General features: G+C 43.6%; 17 protein-coding genes and 1 tRNA gene. 10 read left to right on the top strand and 8 right to left on the bottom strand.

What is annotated here, in order from left to right:
• The first annotated feature begins 74 nt into the window (after positions 1-74).
• Positions 75-1,625 (top strand): helicase HerA-like domain-containing protein, encoded by a 1,551-nt coding sequence (locus ABH09_RS11085; RefSeq protein WP_253714475.1) that lies wholly within the window; start codon positions 75-77, stop codon positions 1,623-1,625.
• A 35-nt stretch (positions 1,626-1,660) separates the two neighbouring features.
• On the opposite strand, the gene ABH09_RS11080 is transcribed toward ABH09_RS11085, so the two are convergent.
• On the bottom strand, positions 1,661-2,509 hold the full coding sequence (locus ABH09_RS11080) for a hypothetical protein (protein ID WP_253714474.1): 849 nt from the start codon (positions 2,507-2,509) through the stop codon (positions 1,661-1,663).
• A gap of 79 nt (positions 2,510-2,588) precedes the next feature.
• Between ABH09_RS11080 and ABH09_RS11075 the strand changes: the two genes are divergently transcribed.
• Entirely contained in the window at positions 2,589-3,761 is a 1,173-nt protein-coding gene (locus ABH09_RS11075) for an HD-GYP domain-containing protein (protein ID WP_253714473.1), read from the top strand.
• Here ABH09_RS11075 and ABH09_RS11070 read toward each other — a convergent pair whose 3' ends face one another.
• Positions 3,762-6,224 carry an endonuclease MutS2 gene (locus ABH09_RS11070; protein WP_253714472.1) on the bottom strand — a complete coding sequence of 821 codons (2,463 nt, stop codon included), beginning with the start codon at positions 6,222-6,224 and terminating at the stop codon, positions 3,762-3,764.
• 334 nt (positions 6,225-6,558) lie between these two features.
• Here ABH09_RS11070 and ABH09_RS11065 point away from each other — a divergent pair, with 334 nt between their 5' ends.
• The 6 genes from ABH09_RS11065 to ABH09_RS11040 all read left to right on the top strand — a co-directional run bounded on the left by ABH09_RS11065 (position 6,559) and on the right by ABH09_RS11040 (position 12,441).
• Entirely contained in the window at positions 6,559-7,419 is an 861-nt protein-coding gene (locus ABH09_RS11065; protein WP_016523188.1) for a flagellin N-terminal helical domain-containing protein, read from the top strand.
• Positions 7,420-7,502: 83 nt separating this feature from the next.
• Entirely contained in the window at positions 7,503-9,218 is a 1,716-nt protein-coding gene (locus ABH09_RS11060; RefSeq protein ID WP_253714471.1) for a hypothetical protein, read from the top strand.
• A gap of 182 nt (positions 9,219-9,400) precedes the next feature.
• Positions 9,401-10,195, top strand: a complete 795-nt coding sequence (locus tag ABH09_RS11055) for a PHP domain-containing protein (RefSeq protein WP_253714470.1) — start codon at positions 9,401-9,403, stop codon at positions 10,193-10,195.
• Positions 10,196-10,244: 49 nt separating this feature from the next.
• Complete coding sequence (locus ABH09_RS11050; RefSeq protein ID WP_253714469.1) at positions 10,245-10,544, top strand: acylphosphatase; 300 nt, start codon at positions 10,245-10,247, stop codon at positions 10,542-10,544.
• Between the two features lie 307 nt (positions 10,545-10,851).
• Positions 10,852-11,310, top strand: coding sequence for a hypothetical protein (locus tag ABH09_RS11045; RefSeq protein ID WP_253714468.1), 459 nt, complete (start codon positions 10,852-10,854; stop codon positions 11,308-11,310).
• Between the two features lie 552 nt (positions 11,311-11,862).
• Complete coding sequence (locus tag ABH09_RS11040) at positions 11,863-12,441, top strand: hypothetical protein (protein ID WP_253714467.1); 579 nt, start codon at positions 11,863-11,865, stop codon at positions 12,439-12,441.
• Between the two features lie 181 nt (positions 12,442-12,622).
• Here the strand turns inward: ABH09_RS11040 and ABH09_RS11035 are convergent, their stop codons facing one another.
• From ABH09_RS11035 to ABH09_RS11020, 4 genes are read right to left on the bottom strand one after another with little or no spacing between them, the layout of a single operon-like run.
• Complete coding sequence (locus ABH09_RS11035) at positions 12,623-13,825, bottom strand: coenzyme F420-0:L-glutamate ligase (protein WP_162664352.1); 1,203 nt, start codon at positions 13,823-13,825, stop codon at positions 12,623-12,625.
• Between the two features lie 56 nt (positions 13,826-13,881).
• On the bottom strand, positions 13,882-14,253 hold the full coding sequence (locus tag ABH09_RS11030; RefSeq protein WP_162664857.1) for a hypothetical protein: 372 nt from the start codon (positions 14,251-14,253) through the stop codon (positions 13,882-13,884).
• Between the two features lie 11 nt (positions 14,254-14,264).
• Positions 14,265-14,657 carry a (deoxy)nucleoside triphosphate pyrophosphohydrolase gene (locus tag ABH09_RS11025; protein ID WP_162664351.1) on the bottom strand — a complete coding sequence of 131 codons (393 nt, stop codon included), beginning with the start codon at positions 14,655-14,657 and terminating at the stop codon, positions 14,265-14,267.
• 3 nt (positions 14,658-14,660) lie between these two features.
• Complete coding sequence (locus ABH09_RS11020; protein WP_253714466.1) at positions 14,661-15,071, bottom strand: hypothetical protein; 411 nt, start codon at positions 15,069-15,071, stop codon at positions 14,661-14,663.
• A 149-nt stretch (positions 15,072-15,220) separates the two neighbouring features.
• Between ABH09_RS11020 and ABH09_RS11015 the strand changes: the two genes are divergently transcribed.
• Positions 15,221-15,294: transfer RNA gene (locus ABH09_RS11015), tRNA-Ala, on the top strand.
• 82 nt (positions 15,295-15,376) lie between these two features.
• Positions 15,377-17,029 (top strand): hypothetical protein, encoded by a 1,653-nt coding sequence (locus tag ABH09_RS11010; RefSeq protein WP_162664349.1) that lies wholly within the window; start codon positions 15,377-15,379, stop codon positions 17,027-17,029.
• A gap of 16 nt (positions 17,030-17,045) precedes the next feature.
• Here the strand turns inward: ABH09_RS11010 and ABH09_RS11005 are convergent, their stop codons facing one another.
• Both ABH09_RS11005 and lspA read right to left on the bottom strand, forming a co-directional pair.
• Positions 17,046-17,279, bottom strand: coding sequence for a hypothetical protein (locus ABH09_RS11005; protein WP_253714465.1), 234 nt, complete (start codon positions 17,277-17,279; stop codon positions 17,046-17,048).
• The gene (gene lspA, locus ABH09_RS11000) at positions 17,280-17,825 is read right to left on the bottom strand and encodes a signal peptidase II (protein WP_253714464.1); all 546 of its coding nucleotides are present in this window, start codon (positions 17,823-17,825) and stop codon (positions 17,280-17,282) included.
• Positions 17,826-17,828 lie beyond the last annotated feature (3 nt).

Below are 17,828 nucleotides of genomic sequence, written 5' to 3'. Positions count from 1 at the left end.
TCAGGAAAATATCTCAACGAAGATTGTTAGGGACTCCCAATCCTTTTTTCATACTATTACTTTAAGGAAGCATTATGAGCGAAGCAATTTTTTTAGGCCGCGGTGAAACTACGGTTGAACTTTTACCGATGAGGGCGAATAGACACGGACTTATTACAGGGGCTACCGGTACCGGAAAGACCGTTACGCTCAAAGTAATTGCTGAAGCATTCAGCGATTTAGGCGTACCGGTGTTTTTACCGGATGTGAAAGGCGACCTGTGCGGTTTTGCCGAAAAAGGCGAATCGAGCGTTAAACTGCAAGAACGGCTCAGTCTCTTACATATTTCAAACTTTGAATTCAAAAGTTATCCCGTGCGGATGTGGAGTATCTTACAAGAAACGGGGCACCCCATACGCACTACGATTTCCGAAATGGGGCCGCTGTTGCTTTCGCGCCTTTTAGACCTTAACGAAGTGCAAACCGGCGTATTGAATATCGCATTCCGGGTCGCCGATGAGGACGGTCTCTTGCTTTTGGATTTAAAGGATCTTAAAGCGATGCTCCATTATATCAGTGAAAATAAGCAGGATTTAAAATTAAAATACGGTAATATCTCCGACACATCGATAGGAGCAATTCAGCGGAATCTTTTAACGCTCGAAAATGAAGGAGCGGATAATTTTTTCGGAGAACCGGCTTTAGATATCAATGATTTTTTTAAGCAAACATCGGACGGGCGAGGCTATATCAATATATTAAATGCCGTCAAACTGTACCAAAAGCCCATGCTGTATTCAACCTTTTTACTATGGTTCTTATCCGAGCTTTACGAAAATCTTCCGGAAATCGGTGATGCTGAAAAACCGAAAATTGTTTTTTTCTTTGATGAAGCTCACTTGTTGTTTGATAACGGCTCAAAGATTTTACTTCAAAAGATTGAACAAATCATTCGTTTAATCCGATCGAAGGGCGTTGCGGTCTTTTTTGTTACTCAAAATTCCGTCGATATTCCCGAAGCGATCCTCGGTCAGCTGGGAAATAAGATTCAGCATGCGTTGAGGGCGTTTACTCCTAAGGACGCAAAAGCCATACGCCTTGCAGCCGAGACCTTCCGCGTCAATCCTGCATTCGACACCGCTCAAGTTATTACGCAGCTTAAAACCGGCGAAGCGCTTGTTTCCGTTTTACAGCAGGACGGCAGCCCTTCCATAACGCAGCGGACAATGATTGTTCCTCCTCACAGTAAAATAGGTGTAATCGACGGTGCTAAAATCACAGCACTGGTAGAAGAGTCTCCTCTTTTATACAAATACAAGGATCCCGTAGACCGTGAATCCGCCTACGAGATTCTTACCAAACAGTTTAGCGAACAAGCTGAAGCTGCAACGCGCCAAGCCGAAGAAAAACAGCTTGCAAAAGAAAACGCGGCAAAGGCAAAAGAAGAAGCTGCGCTTATACGAGCCGAAAACGCCAAAGCAAGGGCGGAAGCGGCAAAGTTAAGGCTGGAAGAGGCTGCAAAACGGAAAAATCAAAGTACCACTGATAGATTGGGAAGAATTTTGGTTGACAGTATCACCCGTTCGGTTGGACGGGAAATTACCCGCGGTGTTTTCGGCTCCATTAAAAAAATGCTCCGCGGTTGAGCAGTTATACAAGGACGGGCAAATGTATCAGGCTGTTAAGAAACCGTCTGAGGTGTTTGCCTCGGTAGTTCATCTTCTTTAAAAAGCCATATCAGTGCATCATCGATTGCTTTTGTGAGAACAAGTATATGTATATTTTGTTTTTCTTTCTGAGCGTATTTTTTCCACTGTTGCAATGAACGTTTTTTTAATTTTCGTTTTTCTTCTTCGATTCTTTTATCTGCTTCGTCTTTGTGCACATCAATGTAATGATATAATCCGCATGCCATAAAATAAACACCAAGCAATCGAACAAACGGTTCTTGTTCCGTTTCTAACATACGCGCGAATTTTTCTGCCGCCTCGTGGTAACGCTTCAACATTTGTGCTGAGAATGCGTCATAAAATGATATCCACGGAGAAGTTTTATGGGGGCTTCCGACAATATGAGTCATAAACTCGGCAAGCCCTTGATAATCATTTGAAAGCAGCTTAGCCGCCGCGAAATGAGGAGCAAAAGTTCTGATATATTCAGGTTTATAGTCCTCTAGTACGCGTTCGAGCCGCCTTAATATCTCAAAATCTCCCAATAAAATACTGATTTCACACAGTAGCTGCACTTTTTTGGCGGTAAGATGGTGCTTTTCAAAAATTTCCGTTTCCAAATAAAGGGAAAGCGCGGGCCAATCTTCAGCTTCAAGGGTTGTTATGAGTTTCCAGTTGTTGATAAAGAACATATTCATTCCCAGAAAGAGAATCGTAAAAAACAGGACGAATATCCAATAGTTTTTAAAAAAGCTGCCGATAAATTCAGTACCGGCAGTAAAGAATGAAAAAGAAAGCACTGTAAAGAAGATAGTCAACAGGATAGCATTAAAGATAATAATAAGCACTTTTAATTTCATTCAAAATCTCCTATAATCTATAAATAGATGGTGCGAATTTTTTAATCGCACTTTCAGTGTACTACAGGAGCGTATTTAAGTGAATACATTGAAACTTTTAGAGCTAAAAACTCCCGTATATTTTACGGAGGATGTGTACATTGATAAAAAGTTTTTATTATTTACAAGGGAAAGCTGCTTTACGGAGGAATTAAAAAGACTCCTTTCCGAATGGCAGTTTACGATTCTGTATACAAAAGGGATTGTAACCGAGACAGATCCTCAAAAAAAGGAAGATAAGAGCGGTGAAAAGCTCGGTGCAAATGGTAATGTTCAAGCTGTACCCGAGCAAAAACTTTCGGGAGAATTGGTAGAAAAGACTTATCAAAGATTCTATGCTTTTACTGACGAGGTGTATGGCGCATACCGCAACAAGCAAGCTCTCAATACCGAAAAGGTAATTGCTAAGATGAAGGAATTTTGCACTTTTGTACAAGAAAACCGGCAGTCAGTACTTATTTTGCAATCTATTATGCCGTATGATGTAGACAATTTCCTTGTTACCCATTCGCTCCGTTCGGCGGTTTTTGCCATTGTAATCGGTATGGAACTCAAAATGCAAAGGCACCAGCTGGTTGATTTGGCAACCGCAGCCTTGATGCATGAGATAGGTCTTATTCATATTTCCGAAGATATTTATTCCAGAGCGGGTGAATTATCAGATGAAGAAAAAAAGTACTTATATGTGCATCCTGTGCTGTCTTGTAAAATATTAAAAAAAGCAAAGTTTCCATTACCGATTTGCTTAGGAACGCTCGATCATCATGAGCGTGAAAACGGTACGGGATACCCTCAAAAGCTGACCGGTGAAAAGATTTCTCTTTATGGAAAGATTCTGGCGGTTGTCTGTTCTTATGAAGCAATGACCGGCGAACGCAAATATAAAAAGGCCGAAGACCCTTCAACAGGCTTATTAAATGTTTTACGGCGGGAGTCCTCACAATATGATGAGGAGGTTTTGAAAGCGTTTTTGAATGCGCTGTCGTTTTTCCCGATCGGTAGTTTTGTCTATCTCTCAAATAATACTGTTGCGCAGGTGATCGACAATAATTCGGAGGATCCCCGTTTCCCCATCGTACGTATTATCGATAAATCTGCAAAAGGAGCTTTTTCGGAAGCAATTCGAACCTCAATGGAGGGTATCCGTATCATGCGCCCCGCCCGCAAAGAAGAATGGATTGCTGCTCTTGGCAAGGGTAAAAAGAAAAAATAACTACCTCAAGTGTACAACAGTTTTGCCGGTGCCGCCGTGTTCGGGGCGGGCAAAGAAAAACTCCGCAACGTACGGAGTTGAGGCAAGTTTTTCTTGTACCATTGTTTGCAGTATCCCGTTACCCTTCCCGTGTACAATCGAAAATTCCTGCATATTATGCATCAGGGCGAGATCAAGCTGGTTCTGTAGGCACTTTTCCGCTTCGTCAAGGCGCATGCCCAAAAGGCGCAGCTCAAGCTCAGGACGGCTTTCCTTGTGCAGCTCCGCCTCTATGATAACCTGCGGTGTGCGTAACGGTGCGGCTGCGGGTGTGTTAAGCGGTTCAAGTTTATCGGCGGGGAATGTCATCTTAACGGTATCGACCGCCACCAGCCAATTCTTTTTTTCTTTCCGGATAATGATGCCGCGCCGATGTAGGTGGGGGATAAACACTTCTATGCCTTCGGTAAGCGTTTCCCTTGCAGAAGCGTCGCATGCGAGAACGCCGTTTGCCAAAACGCCGGTTGCAGGCATACCGTTTGCCGGTTTTCCGTGTGCTTGTGCCTGCTCACGATTTCGAAGCGCCTGCTGTAGGGTGGAAAGTTCCTCCTGTTCATTGCGGATATCCGTTTGCTCTTCTGCAAGTGTTGCCCCGAAATCGGCAAAGAACTGCTTGAGCTTAGTCGTTTTTTCGTGCGTCAGTTCCCCTTCTTGGATTTCCCGCACAAGGTTTTCTATTTCGTTACGTTTTTGCTCAAATAGATCATTCAACCGTTTATAGCCCTGCGAGCGGAGAACTTGCTCTTTTTGGCGAAGCTTGAGCGTGTTTAAATCGAAGCGGCGCTGCTTTTCTCGCAACGCCTTTTCTGTCTCGTCTTTTTCCCGCTCAAAGACGGCGAGCTGCTCATGCTTTTCCATCAGCCCCTTGATGAGGGCGGCGGCATCGGCGGAACTGTCTGCCATATACGCACGTGCGGCGCGGATAACGTCGGGGCTTAATCCGTTTTTTTCCGCAATATCGACGGCGCGGCTTTCACCGGGGATGCCCATCAGTATCCGGTATGAAGGGCGCAGTGTCGCCTCGTCAAATGATACGGAGGCATTCACGCAGCCGCTTTTCCGGTACGCATAGTTTTTCAGTACACCGTGATGGCTCGTTACAAAGACCCGCGAGCGGCGGGCAAACAGCTCATCCAAAATCGCCATAGCGAGCGCGCCGCCCTCTTGAGGGTCGGTACCGCTGCCGAGTTCGTCGAGGAGGATAAGGCTTTCTTCATCCGCCGCCGCCAAAAGCTCCCCGACGGTGCGCATATAGGCGGAAAAGGTGGAAAGCGAGCGGTCGAGCGACTGCTCATCTCCGATAGCGCAGCCGACGTAGCGGAACACCGGCAGCCGTGTTTCTTCCCCTGCGAGTACCGGCCAGCCGGTTTGATTCAATAGAACAAAGAGGGCGGCGGTCTTCAAGCTGACGGTTTTGCCGCCGGTGTTCGGGCCGGTGATAATCAGTATCCGCTCTTCCGGTGCCAGTTTCAGGTCGATGGGAACCGCTGCTGCGCCGAGTAGCGGGTGCCGCGCCGCCTGTAAATAAAAGTACTGAGAATTCCCCGTGTCGGGTACAAACACACCGTTTTCCGTATATGCCCAGCGGGCGGCAGCCGCAGCACAATCCAGTTCCAGCACAAGATCGTATGCTTGTTCAAGCGCTTCCGCTTCCTCCGCGAGCTTTGCACTGATGCTCACCAACAGGCGGTGCAGCTCCTGTTCATACTCTGCCTGCGCCCGCATCAATTCGTTATTACGCAGTACAATGCTTTCAGGTTCAAGGTAAAAGCTTTGCCCCGACTGGGAGTATTCGTGGATAATGCCCTTAATCCGTCCTTTAAAATTGGAACGCACGGCGATAACCTGCCTGCCGTTCCGCAGCACGGGCGTAGGCGTTTGCAGCATTCCCTTGGTAGACTCGTCGGTGCAGTAGCTCCGCATTGTTTTTTCGATATCGGCTTCGATACGCTGCATCTTTTTTCGGATTGCCGTCAACGAGGGGATGTCGCGCAGTGCTCCGTTTTTGTCGATAAACGAAAATACCGCCTGCTCGGTTTGCGGAAGCGGCGGTATCGATTCGATGAGCGTACATGCGGCACTGTCCGTCCGCTTTTGCTTTATAGCCCACGCCTTCAACTCACCGACTTGCAGCGCTAAAAGCCCTGCCGCGTAGAGTTCCTCTACGGTAAGACAGACGCCAGCGGTATGCAGCTGTTTTAATACGGAAGCGAGCGGTGGGAGATTTTTAATAGGCAGCGGTTCGTCAGCTTGCAAAAACGAGAGAATATCCCGACCGAGCTCTTTCGTTGCGGCAATCTCCGCCGCATCTTGCAGCGGCCGTTTTTGTAGGCAGCGTACTCGTGCCCCTTCAGATTTACAATATCCTGCGATAATCTCCGCGATGCGGAAAAATTCTAAAACTTCGAATGTATGCGGTGTCATTACGCTCCTTACCCACTTCTGTTATAAGCGATAAATAGTCTATCAGTTTTTACTATTTATCGAAAGAGGTTTGTAATATGCATGTAATACGTTGATCCTGATCTAAATCTACCGATAACCTTTATATTTTTTATTTTTTCTTCTTAAGTGTTTTGCTATAACTCCGATATATGTAATAAGCACAGTGAAAAGGTTGTGCGCCTTGCATTGTGTTACGTTCTTCTGTGTCGGATAGCAGAGGATCTGGAAAATAATTATTGACATATCGGCAGGGATGCCGTGACGGACGCCGTAAGGTAAAAAACTCGTCAAAAATCGCCGAAGGAGTAGCAATATGATCATTAATCACAACATGAGCGCTATGTTTGCACAGAGAACTCTTGGTCAAACCAACGTGTATACTCAGAAAAACATAGAAAAACTTTCATCCGGTTTACGCATCAATCGTGCAGGGGATGATGCTTCCGGCTTAGCAGTTTCCGAAAAAATGCGAAGCCAAATCCGCGGCTTAAACAGAGCAAGTGCCAACGCTCAAGACGGCATTTCCTTTATTCAAGTTGCCGAAGCATTCTTGCAGGAAACAACTGATGTTATGCAGCGTATCCGTGAATTAAGCGTTCAGTCTTCAAACGGTATTTACAGCGCTGAAGACCGCTTGTACATCCAGGTTGAAGTATCTCAGCTTGTTGCTGAAGTTGACCGGATCGCAAGTCACGCACAGTTCAACGGTATGAATATGCTTACCGGTCGTTTCGCTCGTGAAACAGGAGAAAACACCGTTACCGCCTCTATGTGGTTCCATATCGGCGCCAACATGGATCAGCGCGTACGTGCGTATGTCGGTACTATGACCGCTAAAGCACTTGGTGTTCGCGACATTGGTGACGAATCGATCCTTACAATCGATACGCCTGAAACAGCAAACCGTGCAATCGGTACCATTGATGAAGCCATCAAGAAGATCAACAAGCAGCGGGCTGATCTTGGTGCATACCAGAACAGACTTGAAATGAGTGTTGTCGGTATCAATGTTGCAGCGGAAAACCTCCAAGCCTCAGAGTCACGCATACGTGATGTTGACATGGCTAAGGAGATGGTAGAATTCACCAGAAACCAGATCCTGACGCAGTCCGGTACGGCAATGCTTGCACAAGCAAACCAGCAGACTCAAAGTGTGATGTCGCTGTTGCGCTAAGCATTAAAGAGTGACGGAAAGGGTTGCCTCCTACTAGGAAGCAACCCTTTTTTTTGCTATAATCAATCTAAAAGTTATATATTATGCGGCAACTTACCGAACTTGATGTTTATATTTTAAAGCAAGAATTTCCCGGACTCAGTCTGAGCGAAGACCCTGACATTGAACGTTATTTTGAATTCCGTTCTTTGAATAGGCAAGCAGAGGCATTGCGGCTCTATAATACAAAATTAATACATCGATATCCTGATAATAAGATGCGGGTGCAGTTGATGACTTATTACCGAAAGCGTGATTATCGATTTCATATTTTGTTTACCGATTCGCTTATTCAGCTTGCGGATAGGACTATTATTCAGGTAAAAAGGGTTATTGTCTTTTTTGCGAATACCATTGCCCCGCTTAAGCGTGCGAAGGTTTATACGATTATTAAAGTATGCGAAAATGTCATTAATGCCATTTCTCCGAATCGATTTGCCGCCATTAGTTTTACCGAAAAATACACGCGGTATGCCGAAAGGCTCAAGTATCATGCTGCCGATATGCGGCAGGCTGCCGATATCATTCGTATGTATATTACCGATACAATTTCTTCGGTAAGAGAATACCGTGAAGAATGTAGTCGGAAAGATGCTCAGGAAAAAGCGCGGAGAGCGATTCAAAGGGCGCAGACTTCCGTTATCGATTTCTCAAAGATTGTTTTTACTAAAAAACAAATTGCATCGATAACTATTTCTACGTCTATAACCCGTGTTGAAGATAAGGTACTCGCCTATATTATGAAATATTGGAATCGCTATGCTGATGGTGCTTTTGAAAATATATTGCTCTTGTATAGCAGAAAGTACGGCACCAATCATTATGCAATTTTTCATGCGATAAAAGTAGGCAGAGTGCGTAATTGGAAAGATGAAGAGCTGCTTCATGCAGTGCTCGCGAATGTAGCACAAGGGTACTATTACAGCATCTCCGGGGATCTATACCTACAACGTGCTTGGAAGAAGTTGAAGCTCTGTGTGGAACCAGCTGATCAGTCTCCGCCTTCGCAGGCTAAAGGATTGCCGGTACCGGCTGTAAAAAAAGCAAAAGCGGCAAAACGGTCAAAAAAACAGACTGAAAAAGTATCGGTTCAAGAAACGAACAAAGCGGAAAAGGAAACTGCTTCCATACGTAAGAAAAAAGAGACGAAAAAAAATGCTCAGGCTAATTCGGCTTCCGTGTTCGGAGCTGCGATGCCGTCTGCAAAAAAAGTATTGCAAAAAAACACAGTAGCAGCATCCGAATCAAGAAAGAGTACGAAATCGGTTGTATCAATTAAATCTGCATCGATCGGTTCTGAAACAAGTAAAGCCGTATCGGGTCGACCGGTTGCAGACCGGCAGGAAGTACTTAAACTAGCCGCTGGTAAGTCTGTATCAGTCCAGCCGACTGTAGAAGAAGCATCGGCTCCCGTTCAAATATACCCTATCAATGAATCTAAAGGTTTACCGGCATCCATCGCCGAAACGGTAAAAAAAGTAACGGGCAAAAGCTACGGCATCTATCGCGATCTCTTCTTTAAAGAAGTCCGCTCGGCAATCCGTACGATTCTCCAACATTCGGCAGTACAAAAATTATCGTTCTTTGGCAACGAACAAAACAACGCCGAAAATATCATCTATCAATTTTTAGAAACTAATTACGATAATCCCTATCAGCAATGGCAGGGCAGCAAAGAACAAGCCGATGTGTTCGCACAGGGCTTCCGTATTGACAGCCTCGAACCGATTATCCGCCTTTGGGCACAAAACACTCTCTGACGCACAGGACAATCGCATCAGATGCTTTGGCAATATCCCCGAAAAATCAGGAGGCCGTTCAACTCTGGTCGAATAGTCTCAATTTTTCCACGGGGGTGTTAAAAAAACGGCCTGATGCATTTACCCTGACGTTTACCCGGCGGAAGTTTGACATTTGAGGGGCTTACCGCTATACTTTTTTTATGCTCAGTAACTTCCATACCCATACTTATCTGTGTAAACACGCTGAGGGTACTCCGTTTGATTATGTACGGCAGGCAGCATCCGACGGTTGTTCTGCGCTTGGGTTTTCCGACCATTGTCCTTATCCCCATGACGACATGTGGCTCTATTGCCGGATGGCAGCAGCGGATATACCACTGTATAAGCGCCTTGTTGAAGATGCAAAAAAGGAAGCTGATTTTCCCGTGTATTTCGGTTTTGAATGTGAATGGTCGCCGCAGCACCGCAGCTGGTTTAAGGATGAGTTAATCGGCCGCTACGGAGCCGACTATTTGGTGTTCGGTTCACACTGGTTTCCGCTGCACGGCGGACTTGAATATATTGCGACCGTTACCGAAAGACGTCTGCTGCATACCTATATCGATTTTACGATTGAAGGGATGAAGTCGGGGCTCTATGCATTTTTGGCTCATCCCGATTTGTTTTTGAGCAGCATCCGGTCTATCGACGCGGACTGCCTTGCCTGCATTGATGCGCTCATCGATGCGGCAAATGATTTGGGAATGCCGCTTGAAATCAACGGCTACGGGCTGATTAAATCGAAGGTGCGGCGGGATTACGGTGCGGACTATCAATATCCCGTAGCGGCGTTTTGGAAACGAGCGGCGCAAAAAAATGCCCGTATTATCTGCAATGCCGATGCGCACCAAATAGAACAGGTTTTAGCAGGAGTGCAGAACGGTATCGAATATGCGGAAGACCTCGGCATACCGATAATCGATGCGGCGGAAGCGCTGGGCTTTGCGCATAAGTAGGATAAGTTCACCGGTATGTTGAAAGAGGTCATTTTTTTGAGGATACGCTATGCGTAAGGATGCGCCGCATGCAGCCGAACGGAAAGCAGCTCGTGCCGTTGTGGAAGGACGGGTGCAGGGCGTCGGGTTCCGTTATTGGACGGTACAGGTTGCACGGGAACTCGGCATTACCGGCTGGGTGCGGAACTGTCCCGACTATTCGGTGGAGATATTTGCAGAAGGAGATGGCGCCACGCTCTATGACTTTTTCAATGTGGTACAGCACAGTCATCCCCGTGCGTATATTTCCAATTTTACAATTACGGCTGCGCAGTATCAGGGGTTGGACTCTTTCGACGTCCGCTTTTGAAAATATGCATACCGTCTACGGCGTTACTGCACAAAAATAAATGCTGAATAAAAACTGAGTTTTTCATGTGTTTAGAGAAAAGGTCGTCTATGGGGATATAAAAATCTTAAAACTATAATTTTTGAAAAATTATTTTCAAGACGATGTCGAAGATAAATGGGAGGGAGCCTTCGGCAATAATGTTGATGTTGTCGGATGCAAAGGTGTTGCTATTACTGGGACAGAAAGCTTTAATGGCCGGGGTATGTGTGGTAAGCAAATATATACTCTAAGGAGATATATGAGAAAAACATTGAGGGGTGAGTAAATGAAAAAGAAGTGTTTATTTATTTTTTGTGTTTTTGCTTTTATGTTTTGCGTTGGTTTGTTGTATTTGTCCATAAGTGTTATAAATGATAGGTCGCCTAAAATTGATAAGCAATTAAAGTTTATTGGGAAATTAAAAATGTATTTAATAATGAATAATAACTTATCCAGCGATATTATTTTTTATGATGGAGATGCACAAAGATTTTCTGATCTATTAAATGAAATAAAGAATGGAAAGGAGATCGCAATAGAAAATGTACCTAAGTGCGTGATATTTGAAGGAGTTTATCATATTGAATTAATTACAATGGATGGCAAAAAGTATTCTTATGAAATGGAGACAGAGAATGTTATTTACGATATGACGAATAATGTATTTATAAAAGTCAGTATGATAGATAGATTAAGAGCATTAACATTACAATATTTATTACAACAGCATTATTCTTTGAAATAACAATTAATGAAATATTATTTCAAGAATTGGATGTATTGGCAGAAAAGAAAAGATAAAAGATAAATGGTGGTGGAATATGCTGATGGAATATTGGCACGCATACCCTGAAGATATGCTTGTAAGCGGTAAGATCAGCGCCTTGGATTGGACATGGTGGTTATGATATAGGGAACTTCTGAAAACTGAAAAGGCGAAAGAATAGGATGAATAGGCGGATTGCTCGGATTTGTTTTTATATTACTTTAGTGACATGTTTTATTGTAATTATATTGTATATAATTGGATATAGAGGAACCTATATTTTATATTATCTCCTCGGTGCTATTGCTGGTGCAGGAATGTTTCCAACTTGCTATTTAGATTTCAAAAATGACTGTAACAATGATAAAGTATCACCTTCTAATATTAAAGGGTTAGTCGCAACGGTCTTTGTTTTTCTGATTTGCTTTTTTATGCTAATTAAGACATTGATTGGATAAATCCCCTTTCAGTGAGAACAGCTGATTTTTTTTAATTTAGTGATTCATCAATTCAAAGTCAAGGAGGACGTCGATGGCCTTAAAACGAAAGCTTATTTTCAGTGTAGTCTTTATTTTTGTTGTGCATATCGCGTGTGGACAAGTTTTACAAGTTGCCGATAAAAAAGGAGATTGGACCGTTAGTATCTATGAATATGACAAGGCGTATACTACCATTGAAGCAGTTAATCTGAGAAATAGAAAGAATATAAAAATTGAAGGAATTACGAGGCTTGATCCTCGTATGTATTGGCTTAATGAAGATATACTAAGGATTGACTTTGGTAGTGCTGTTGCACCGGATATATCATCATATTTCTTTTCTACCAAGTATGAAAAATTTTCAAATCATATTTTTCTTGCAACAAATTTTGTAGATTTGAATAACGAATTGGTTCTCTGTGCAGATACTACTATTTCGATAGTAGATATATTTAATGCTGGAAAAAGTACTATACTCATACTACCGCATGATATTTTTCGTGCTGGGTGTTATTGGTTTTGTATAGGAAAAAAAACCAAATTTGATAATAAGACTTTATTTTTAGAGTATTTGGTTGAAGGGAACAATATGGATACATATAAAATAAAAGAATATGAAATTCCTAAGTAAAATATTGAATAATGGCAAAAATAATATGTATCCAGCAATTTTAACTAAAACAATTAGGGGCTGTCGGAATGATAAAAAATAAAAATTTAATAACTCTTATGATTTTTTCTTTCCTACTATTATGCTGTGTATCTATTTATCTGGTTCGATTCCTCTTTCGTCAGTACCAATATTCAGTATTTCATTCACCGAATTTATTAAAGTAGCCTTGAATAAAAATGATCGGTGTCCCTTTATCGCCGCTGCCGGAGGTAAGGTCGCATAGCGAACCGATTAAGTCGGTTAATTGGCGAGGGGTCGTTCCTTGGGCTTCTTTTTGATCAATCTGTGACGAAAGGGCATTTTTTTTATGCTCGCTGATGTAAGTAACCATTGCTTGGTACTGTTCTTTATCGGACAAATCCTTAAAGTTGTTGTCCGCAAGGTATTTCAATTTTACCTCATGCGGCGTTCCGGATAGTCCTGCGGTAAAGCCGGGGGACACAACAGGATCGGCAAGCTCCCAAATCTTTCCGACAGGGTCTTTAAATGCTCCGTCGCCGTATACCATCACTTCAACCGTTTTGCCGGTTTTTTCTTTAAGCATGCACTGAATCTTTTCTACCAATGCTTGGCAATTGTTCGGGAAGAGCTTGATGGAATCTTCCGTCGCCTTGTTTGATCCGAGCAATCCGTACTTGTTGTTATATCCGCTACCGTTAACAGGGTGGGACAGTACATCGTCAAGCCCGTACACGCGGCTCGCACCGTGTTCCGCTAAGCGCCGTTTCGTATTTTCCCGCGTGTGGATATCGCAAGCGAGTACATATTTTGTTTCGGAAAGAACAGCGCACGGATCATTTGCCAGTAGGATAGAAGATTGTGCATTGTATTTTTTAATGATTGAGTTATAAAAAGAGATATAATCGATACCCGTAAACGGGTGTTTATATGCCCCGAAGCGCTGCGTAAACTCCTCAGCTGTAAAAGTATCCTGCCACGGATTTATCGCTTCCGCTTTACCCGTATCAGGATCCATCAGTCGGTTGCCTACCTCGTCGGAAGGGTAGCTCAGCACAACCGTCAGTCTGTTTCCCGCCTTTGCGATACCCTCCAAGCAGATAGCAAAACGATTTCTACTCAATATAGGGAAAACTAATCCGATGTGCTCGGTTCCGAATTTTGCCCGTATGTCGGTGGCAATTTGGTCGATGGAAGCATAATTCCCCTGCGAGCGTGCCACCACGGACTCCGTTATGGCAAGGATATCCCGGTCATGAATGGAAAAGCCTTCCGTTTCCGCCGCCGACAAGAGCGTATCAACCGCTATTGCGGCAATATCATCTCCGGCATGTACAATGGGTGCTATCAATCCCCGCGAAACCGTTCCGATCTTCTGAGGCATAATCTCTCCTTAGGATACCCCTGCGCGCACTCGGCTATTGAGGGTATTCTTCCATTTTATTTTAACCGGGCGGCAGCTGTTTCGGCTTTTGCCCTGCTTGGGTATAACTCTACACAGGAGCGTTGCAGCCAGCCATCCGTAAGGTGTACCCACAGTTCGCTCTCCGAATCTCTTGATACGAATTGCGTTCCTGTTACTTCGTAAATCTCCTTTCGCCGCGCATGGTTGACAATAATACCGTTTACTCCCGGGCTATCTTTTAACGAGATATACGTCTCGGTAATTACGGCAAACCGGTCGGCATCGTTTAAGGCGGAATCGGACGGCAGCGTAATTGAATCCAAACTTGCATGCCGTGTACAAGAAACCAAGCAGAACAAGAGACAAGCGATGGTGCATAATGTTGTAGTACTGCCGCCCCGTATCATATTTTTCACAATTATAACCGATAAAACTTTCGGAGTTCGGGAATGAACAGCGCATCAGACGGGACAATCGAAATATCCTGCAGCTCATCAATCGAAAACCATTTTAATTCAGAATGCACGGAAGAAGCACATGGTCGATCCTTTGGAATAATTACTTCGTAAGCAAAAAGATCGAAATTACGGTGTTCGTTTTGGAAATGCTTATGTGCAATGAATTGCCCGACGGATATGCGGACGGCGAGTTCCTCTTCATACTCGCGGATTAAAGCCTGCTGATGCGTTTCGCCTTCTTCGCACTTTCCTCCCGGAAACTCCCAATGCTCTCCGACATCGCCGCCTGGTGTTCGCAAGCCAAGCAGGAACTTGTTATCCTTGCGGACAATACCTACTACCGATTGGCGCATAGGCTATAAGAACAGTACCTGTGAAAAAAGCAGGTGAGTAACACCGGCAAACAGGCAGAAGAAGCCTATCGGCTGTTCAAAGGCAAGAATACGGGTAAAGAACGACGGCAGCGTCAAATGATTTTCAGAGGCTTTAACCCAGCGGTCAAAAAATACGATACAGCCGAGTATACCTGAAAGTGCGGGGATAATATCGCCGACTATCGGAGCACTTCCTCCGGCGGGGCCAACAACGGGGCTAAGCAGTTTAAATACGGCTGAAATTCCTGAAAAGATCAGGAGTACCAGCAAGAAAGTCGGATCATTTAAAAGAGGATATTTGATGTTGAATTCCTCTTTGTTTTTTGCGGAAAGGAGTAAAATCCCCCCCATCATTAAATTTGTGGTGACGGAAAGAAAGTAGAATGGTAACATATATGTGCCCCCGTAACGCATAATAAGCATTGCTAATAGAATAACGCATTTATAAAAAAAAAGCAATTCATGTCGCACATTCTTCTGGCACTCCTGCTTCAGGGCTTGACCTAAAATGGAATTTCCTTCATAATTATTTCGTTGCCTTTGGGGGTGTAGCTCAGTTGGCTAGAGCGCTTGCATGGCATGCAAGAGGTCAGGGGTTCAATTCCCCTCACCTCCAGATAAAATCAACAACCACGACGCGAGCGTCGGGGCATTAAACCCTCCACACGAATAAAAAGAAGGTAGGAATAGAACCGCGTATGGATATATCAAATCTTGATCCTGATCTCGCAGCCTTATTGGAAGATATTCCTGTAGCTCCCTCTGCCCCTTCGCTTGATCTTTTTGATGATATTGGCGATGATATTCTCCTATCCGCTTCACCGGAAGCTTCCGGTAGTTCTGAACCGAGTCCTGCCCGCGTTGATCTTACTGTTAAAGCTTTCCCTAAAATCGAACATTTTTATAATAAAACGCCGCATACCTATTTTGATTCAGCGGATTTTTATAAAAGAGTGCTAAAAAATTGTGGTGAGGCTTCTCAGCGTTTGCATAATACGCTCACAAAATATCTTACCACCCGCGATCAGAAAGACCGTACCGTATACCGGCAGCAGCTTGTCACAAATTATTGGCAGTTTATTTCCGTACTTGTATTAAAATTACCAACAGATGAATTCGGAATTGAAAAAAAGTATGCGTTGCGGTACGGGCTCATTTTGCCGACGCTTTTAACTGCTGAACAAAAAGATACGTTTGCAAAGATTATCGATGAAAATTCCTACAATGAACCTGTTTATTACCTTGATGAGTGGTTCCATGATATTGCTGTCGGATTGATTAATCCTTCTTCCACTGACGAGGTACGGACAAAACAAAAAAATATTTCGACTCATTTCCAGCAACTACTTAATAAGGCTCAGGGCAAATTGCAAAGTGCGGAAAATTTGCTCCGTGCAAAATCGGATGAGCGCTCCAATGCAGAAGAATTAGTAAAAAATCAAATTCATGAGCTATTTGTACATGATAGTCTTGCCGGTTTTGCAGGAATAAAAGCGCCTTTTACTGAAATACAGAAGCGTAATGTAAGCGATCTGGGTGACAGCTTGAGGCGGATTCTTGCACTGGATAAAGAACTGACAAATTTTTTGAATGAGTACCATCGTGTAGATGAAGATGTCCGTTTGTTAAAAGAAAAAATCGAGGTGAGCGGCGACGGCGAGTTGAACGTCTCCGATGTAAATACGGAGCTTGAAACCGTTCGACAAATGGTTAAGATGACCTGCGGGCGACAAGGGAATCACTTTCCTATTTTATCGCGCGAATTTTTCCGGTGTACACCGAACGAAATCGGTATTAGAGAAAACGTATTGGATATTATGCGCTGGATTGAAAGTATTGATTGCGAAGCGTACTGTCGGCAGTACCGTTCTCAACTGAATAGGATACCTCCGTTTGTCGTACTTATTCCCTCTTATGGTGATATCGGTTTTTGTTGGGAACCCTTCGATCGGTATAATCGCGTAACCAGCCGCGGGCGTATTGCAATTCCAATGTATACAAAAAATTTGAAAAATGCACTTTTAACAGCTACCGCTGACCTTCGATGGCAAGTTGCAAAGGAAAAGGCTTCGTACTATTGGATGGAAGAAGGATTAACCGGCAATTACTATCAATGGTTCCAGGCTCAAAAACTGAAAGGTGATGTAAAAGAGTACTTTATCGAAGATTATTTAATCTGGATGACTAAGGAAAGTGAAGGAATACAAAAGCTCGATAAAGAAGTACGCAACGTATTCTGGCGATATATGCCGTTCAGCAAGGCTGTCAAGGAAGAACTGAAAAACCGTGCACCTATTTATCAAGAGCTGTGCCAGAAAGATTTAAACCGCCAGATGTCCGACGGTTATTAATCCCTATCTTAACTGCTTATTTTTTGTTATTTAATCCGTACTTATTCATTATTTTCTTCATTATCTTACCGTAAAAGAAAAACGACAAGATAATACCGGCAATAACAGAAAAAGGCAGCGCTGCTAAAATATGTTCATTCACGAATTTTGCCAGCAAAATAATGATTGTGGCACATACTGCGCTACATCCGGCGATAAGCATGAGTGTTATCAATGTCCCGATAATCAGAAAAAGAATAATATTCCGCATTTATTCCCCGTCTTTTGGTGCTTCCAGAGTTTTGCTTTTCCCTTTCCACTCTTGCATGAGAAGGGCAACAAATAAGCCTGCTCCACATATTACAATAGCGGAATCTGCGATGTTAAATGTTGGCCAGCGTTCCAAACCGAAAAGACCGAAAAATTTAACATCGATAAAATCTACAACGCCTTCCGCTCTAAAAAAACGATCGAGTAAATTGCTTATTCCGCCGCCGATAATACCGCTTAAAAACCAGCGCTGCACCCGTGAGAACTCCGATTTAAAATAGACTACGCAGATACCGGCAATAAAGCAGGCAGGGATACAGGCCATTACAATAAGGCGTGTAATAGAGGAAAGTCTACTTCCTAGGCTGAAGGCTGCCCCAGTATTGTAAACACAGACAATTCGTATGAGGTCTCCAAAAAAAGAAGCCCCCACAGACCACGGATCAATCGATTTAATAATCAGCCATTTGGTTAGTTGATCAGACGCAATAACCGCAAAGGTTAATATAAGCGGTAAGAAGTAATCTCGCTTGTTTTTTATATTCATCCG

Source organism: Treponema sp. OMZ 803 (assembly GCF_024181165.1).
Classification (GTDB): Bacteria; Spirochaetota; Spirochaetia; order Treponematales; family Treponemataceae; genus Treponema.
The sequence above is the reverse complement of the archived record's forward strand: the minus strand, read 5'-3'. Positions and strand labels throughout refer to the sequence as shown.

What these genes read in the sequence shown, in the direction of transcription:
- ABH09_RS11085 (WP_253714475.1), top strand. Translation starts at nt 75, where the DNA reads ATGAGCGAAGCAATTTTTTTAGGCCGCGGTGAAACTACGGTTGAACTT.
- ABH09_RS11080 (WP_253714474.1), bottom strand. Translation starts at nt 2,509, where the DNA reads ATGAAATTAAAAGTGCTTATTATTATCTTTAATGCTATCCTGTTGACT.
- ABH09_RS11070 (WP_253714472.1), bottom strand. Translation starts at nt 6,224, where the DNA reads ATGACACCGCATACATTCGAAGTTTTAGAATTTTTCCGCATCGCGGAG.
- ABH09_RS11065 (WP_016523188.1), top strand. Translation starts at nt 6,559, where the DNA reads ATGATCATTAATCACAACATGAGCGCTATGTTTGCACAGAGAACTCTT.
- ABH09_RS11060 (WP_253714471.1), top strand. Translation starts at nt 7,503, where the DNA reads ATGCGGCAACTTACCGAACTTGATGTTTATATTTTAAAGCAAGAATTT.
- ABH09_RS11055 (WP_253714470.1), top strand. Translation starts at nt 9,401, where the DNA reads ATGCTCAGTAACTTCCATACCCATACTTATCTGTGTAAACACGCTGAG.
- ABH09_RS11050 (WP_253714469.1), top strand. Translation starts at nt 10,245, where the DNA reads ATGCGTAAGGATGCGCCGCATGCAGCCGAACGGAAAGCAGCTCGTGCC.
- ABH09_RS11045 (WP_253714468.1), top strand. Translation starts at nt 10,852, where the DNA reads ATGAAAAAGAAGTGTTTATTTATTTTTTGTGTTTTTGCTTTTATGTTT.
- ABH09_RS11040 (WP_253714467.1), top strand. Translation starts at nt 11,863, where the DNA reads ATGGCCTTAAAACGAAAGCTTATTTTCAGTGTAGTCTTTATTTTTGTT.
- ABH09_RS11035 (WP_162664352.1), bottom strand. Translation starts at nt 13,825, where the DNA reads ATGCCTCAGAAGATCGGAACGGTTTCGCGGGGATTGATAGCACCCATT.
- ABH09_RS11030 (WP_162664857.1), bottom strand. Translation starts at nt 14,253, where the DNA reads ATGATACGGGGCGGCAGTACTACAACATTATGCACCATCGCTTGTCTC.
- ABH09_RS11025 (WP_162664351.1), bottom strand. Translation starts at nt 14,657, where the DNA reads ATGCGCCAATCGGTAGTAGGTATTGTCCGCAAGGATAACAAGTTCCTG.
- ABH09_RS11020 (WP_253714466.1), bottom strand. Translation starts at nt 15,071, where the DNA reads ATGTTACCATTCTACTTTCTTTCCGTCACCACAAATTTAATGATGGGG.
- ABH09_RS11010 (WP_162664349.1), top strand. Translation starts at nt 15,377, where the DNA reads ATGGATATATCAAATCTTGATCCTGATCTCGCAGCCTTATTGGAAGAT.
- ABH09_RS11005 (WP_253714465.1), bottom strand. Translation starts at nt 17,279, where the DNA reads ATGCGGAATATTATTCTTTTTCTGATTATCGGGACATTGATAACACTC.
- lspA (WP_253714464.1), bottom strand. Translation starts at nt 17,825, where the DNA reads ATGAATATAAAAAACAAGCGAGATTACTTCTTACCGCTTATATTAACC.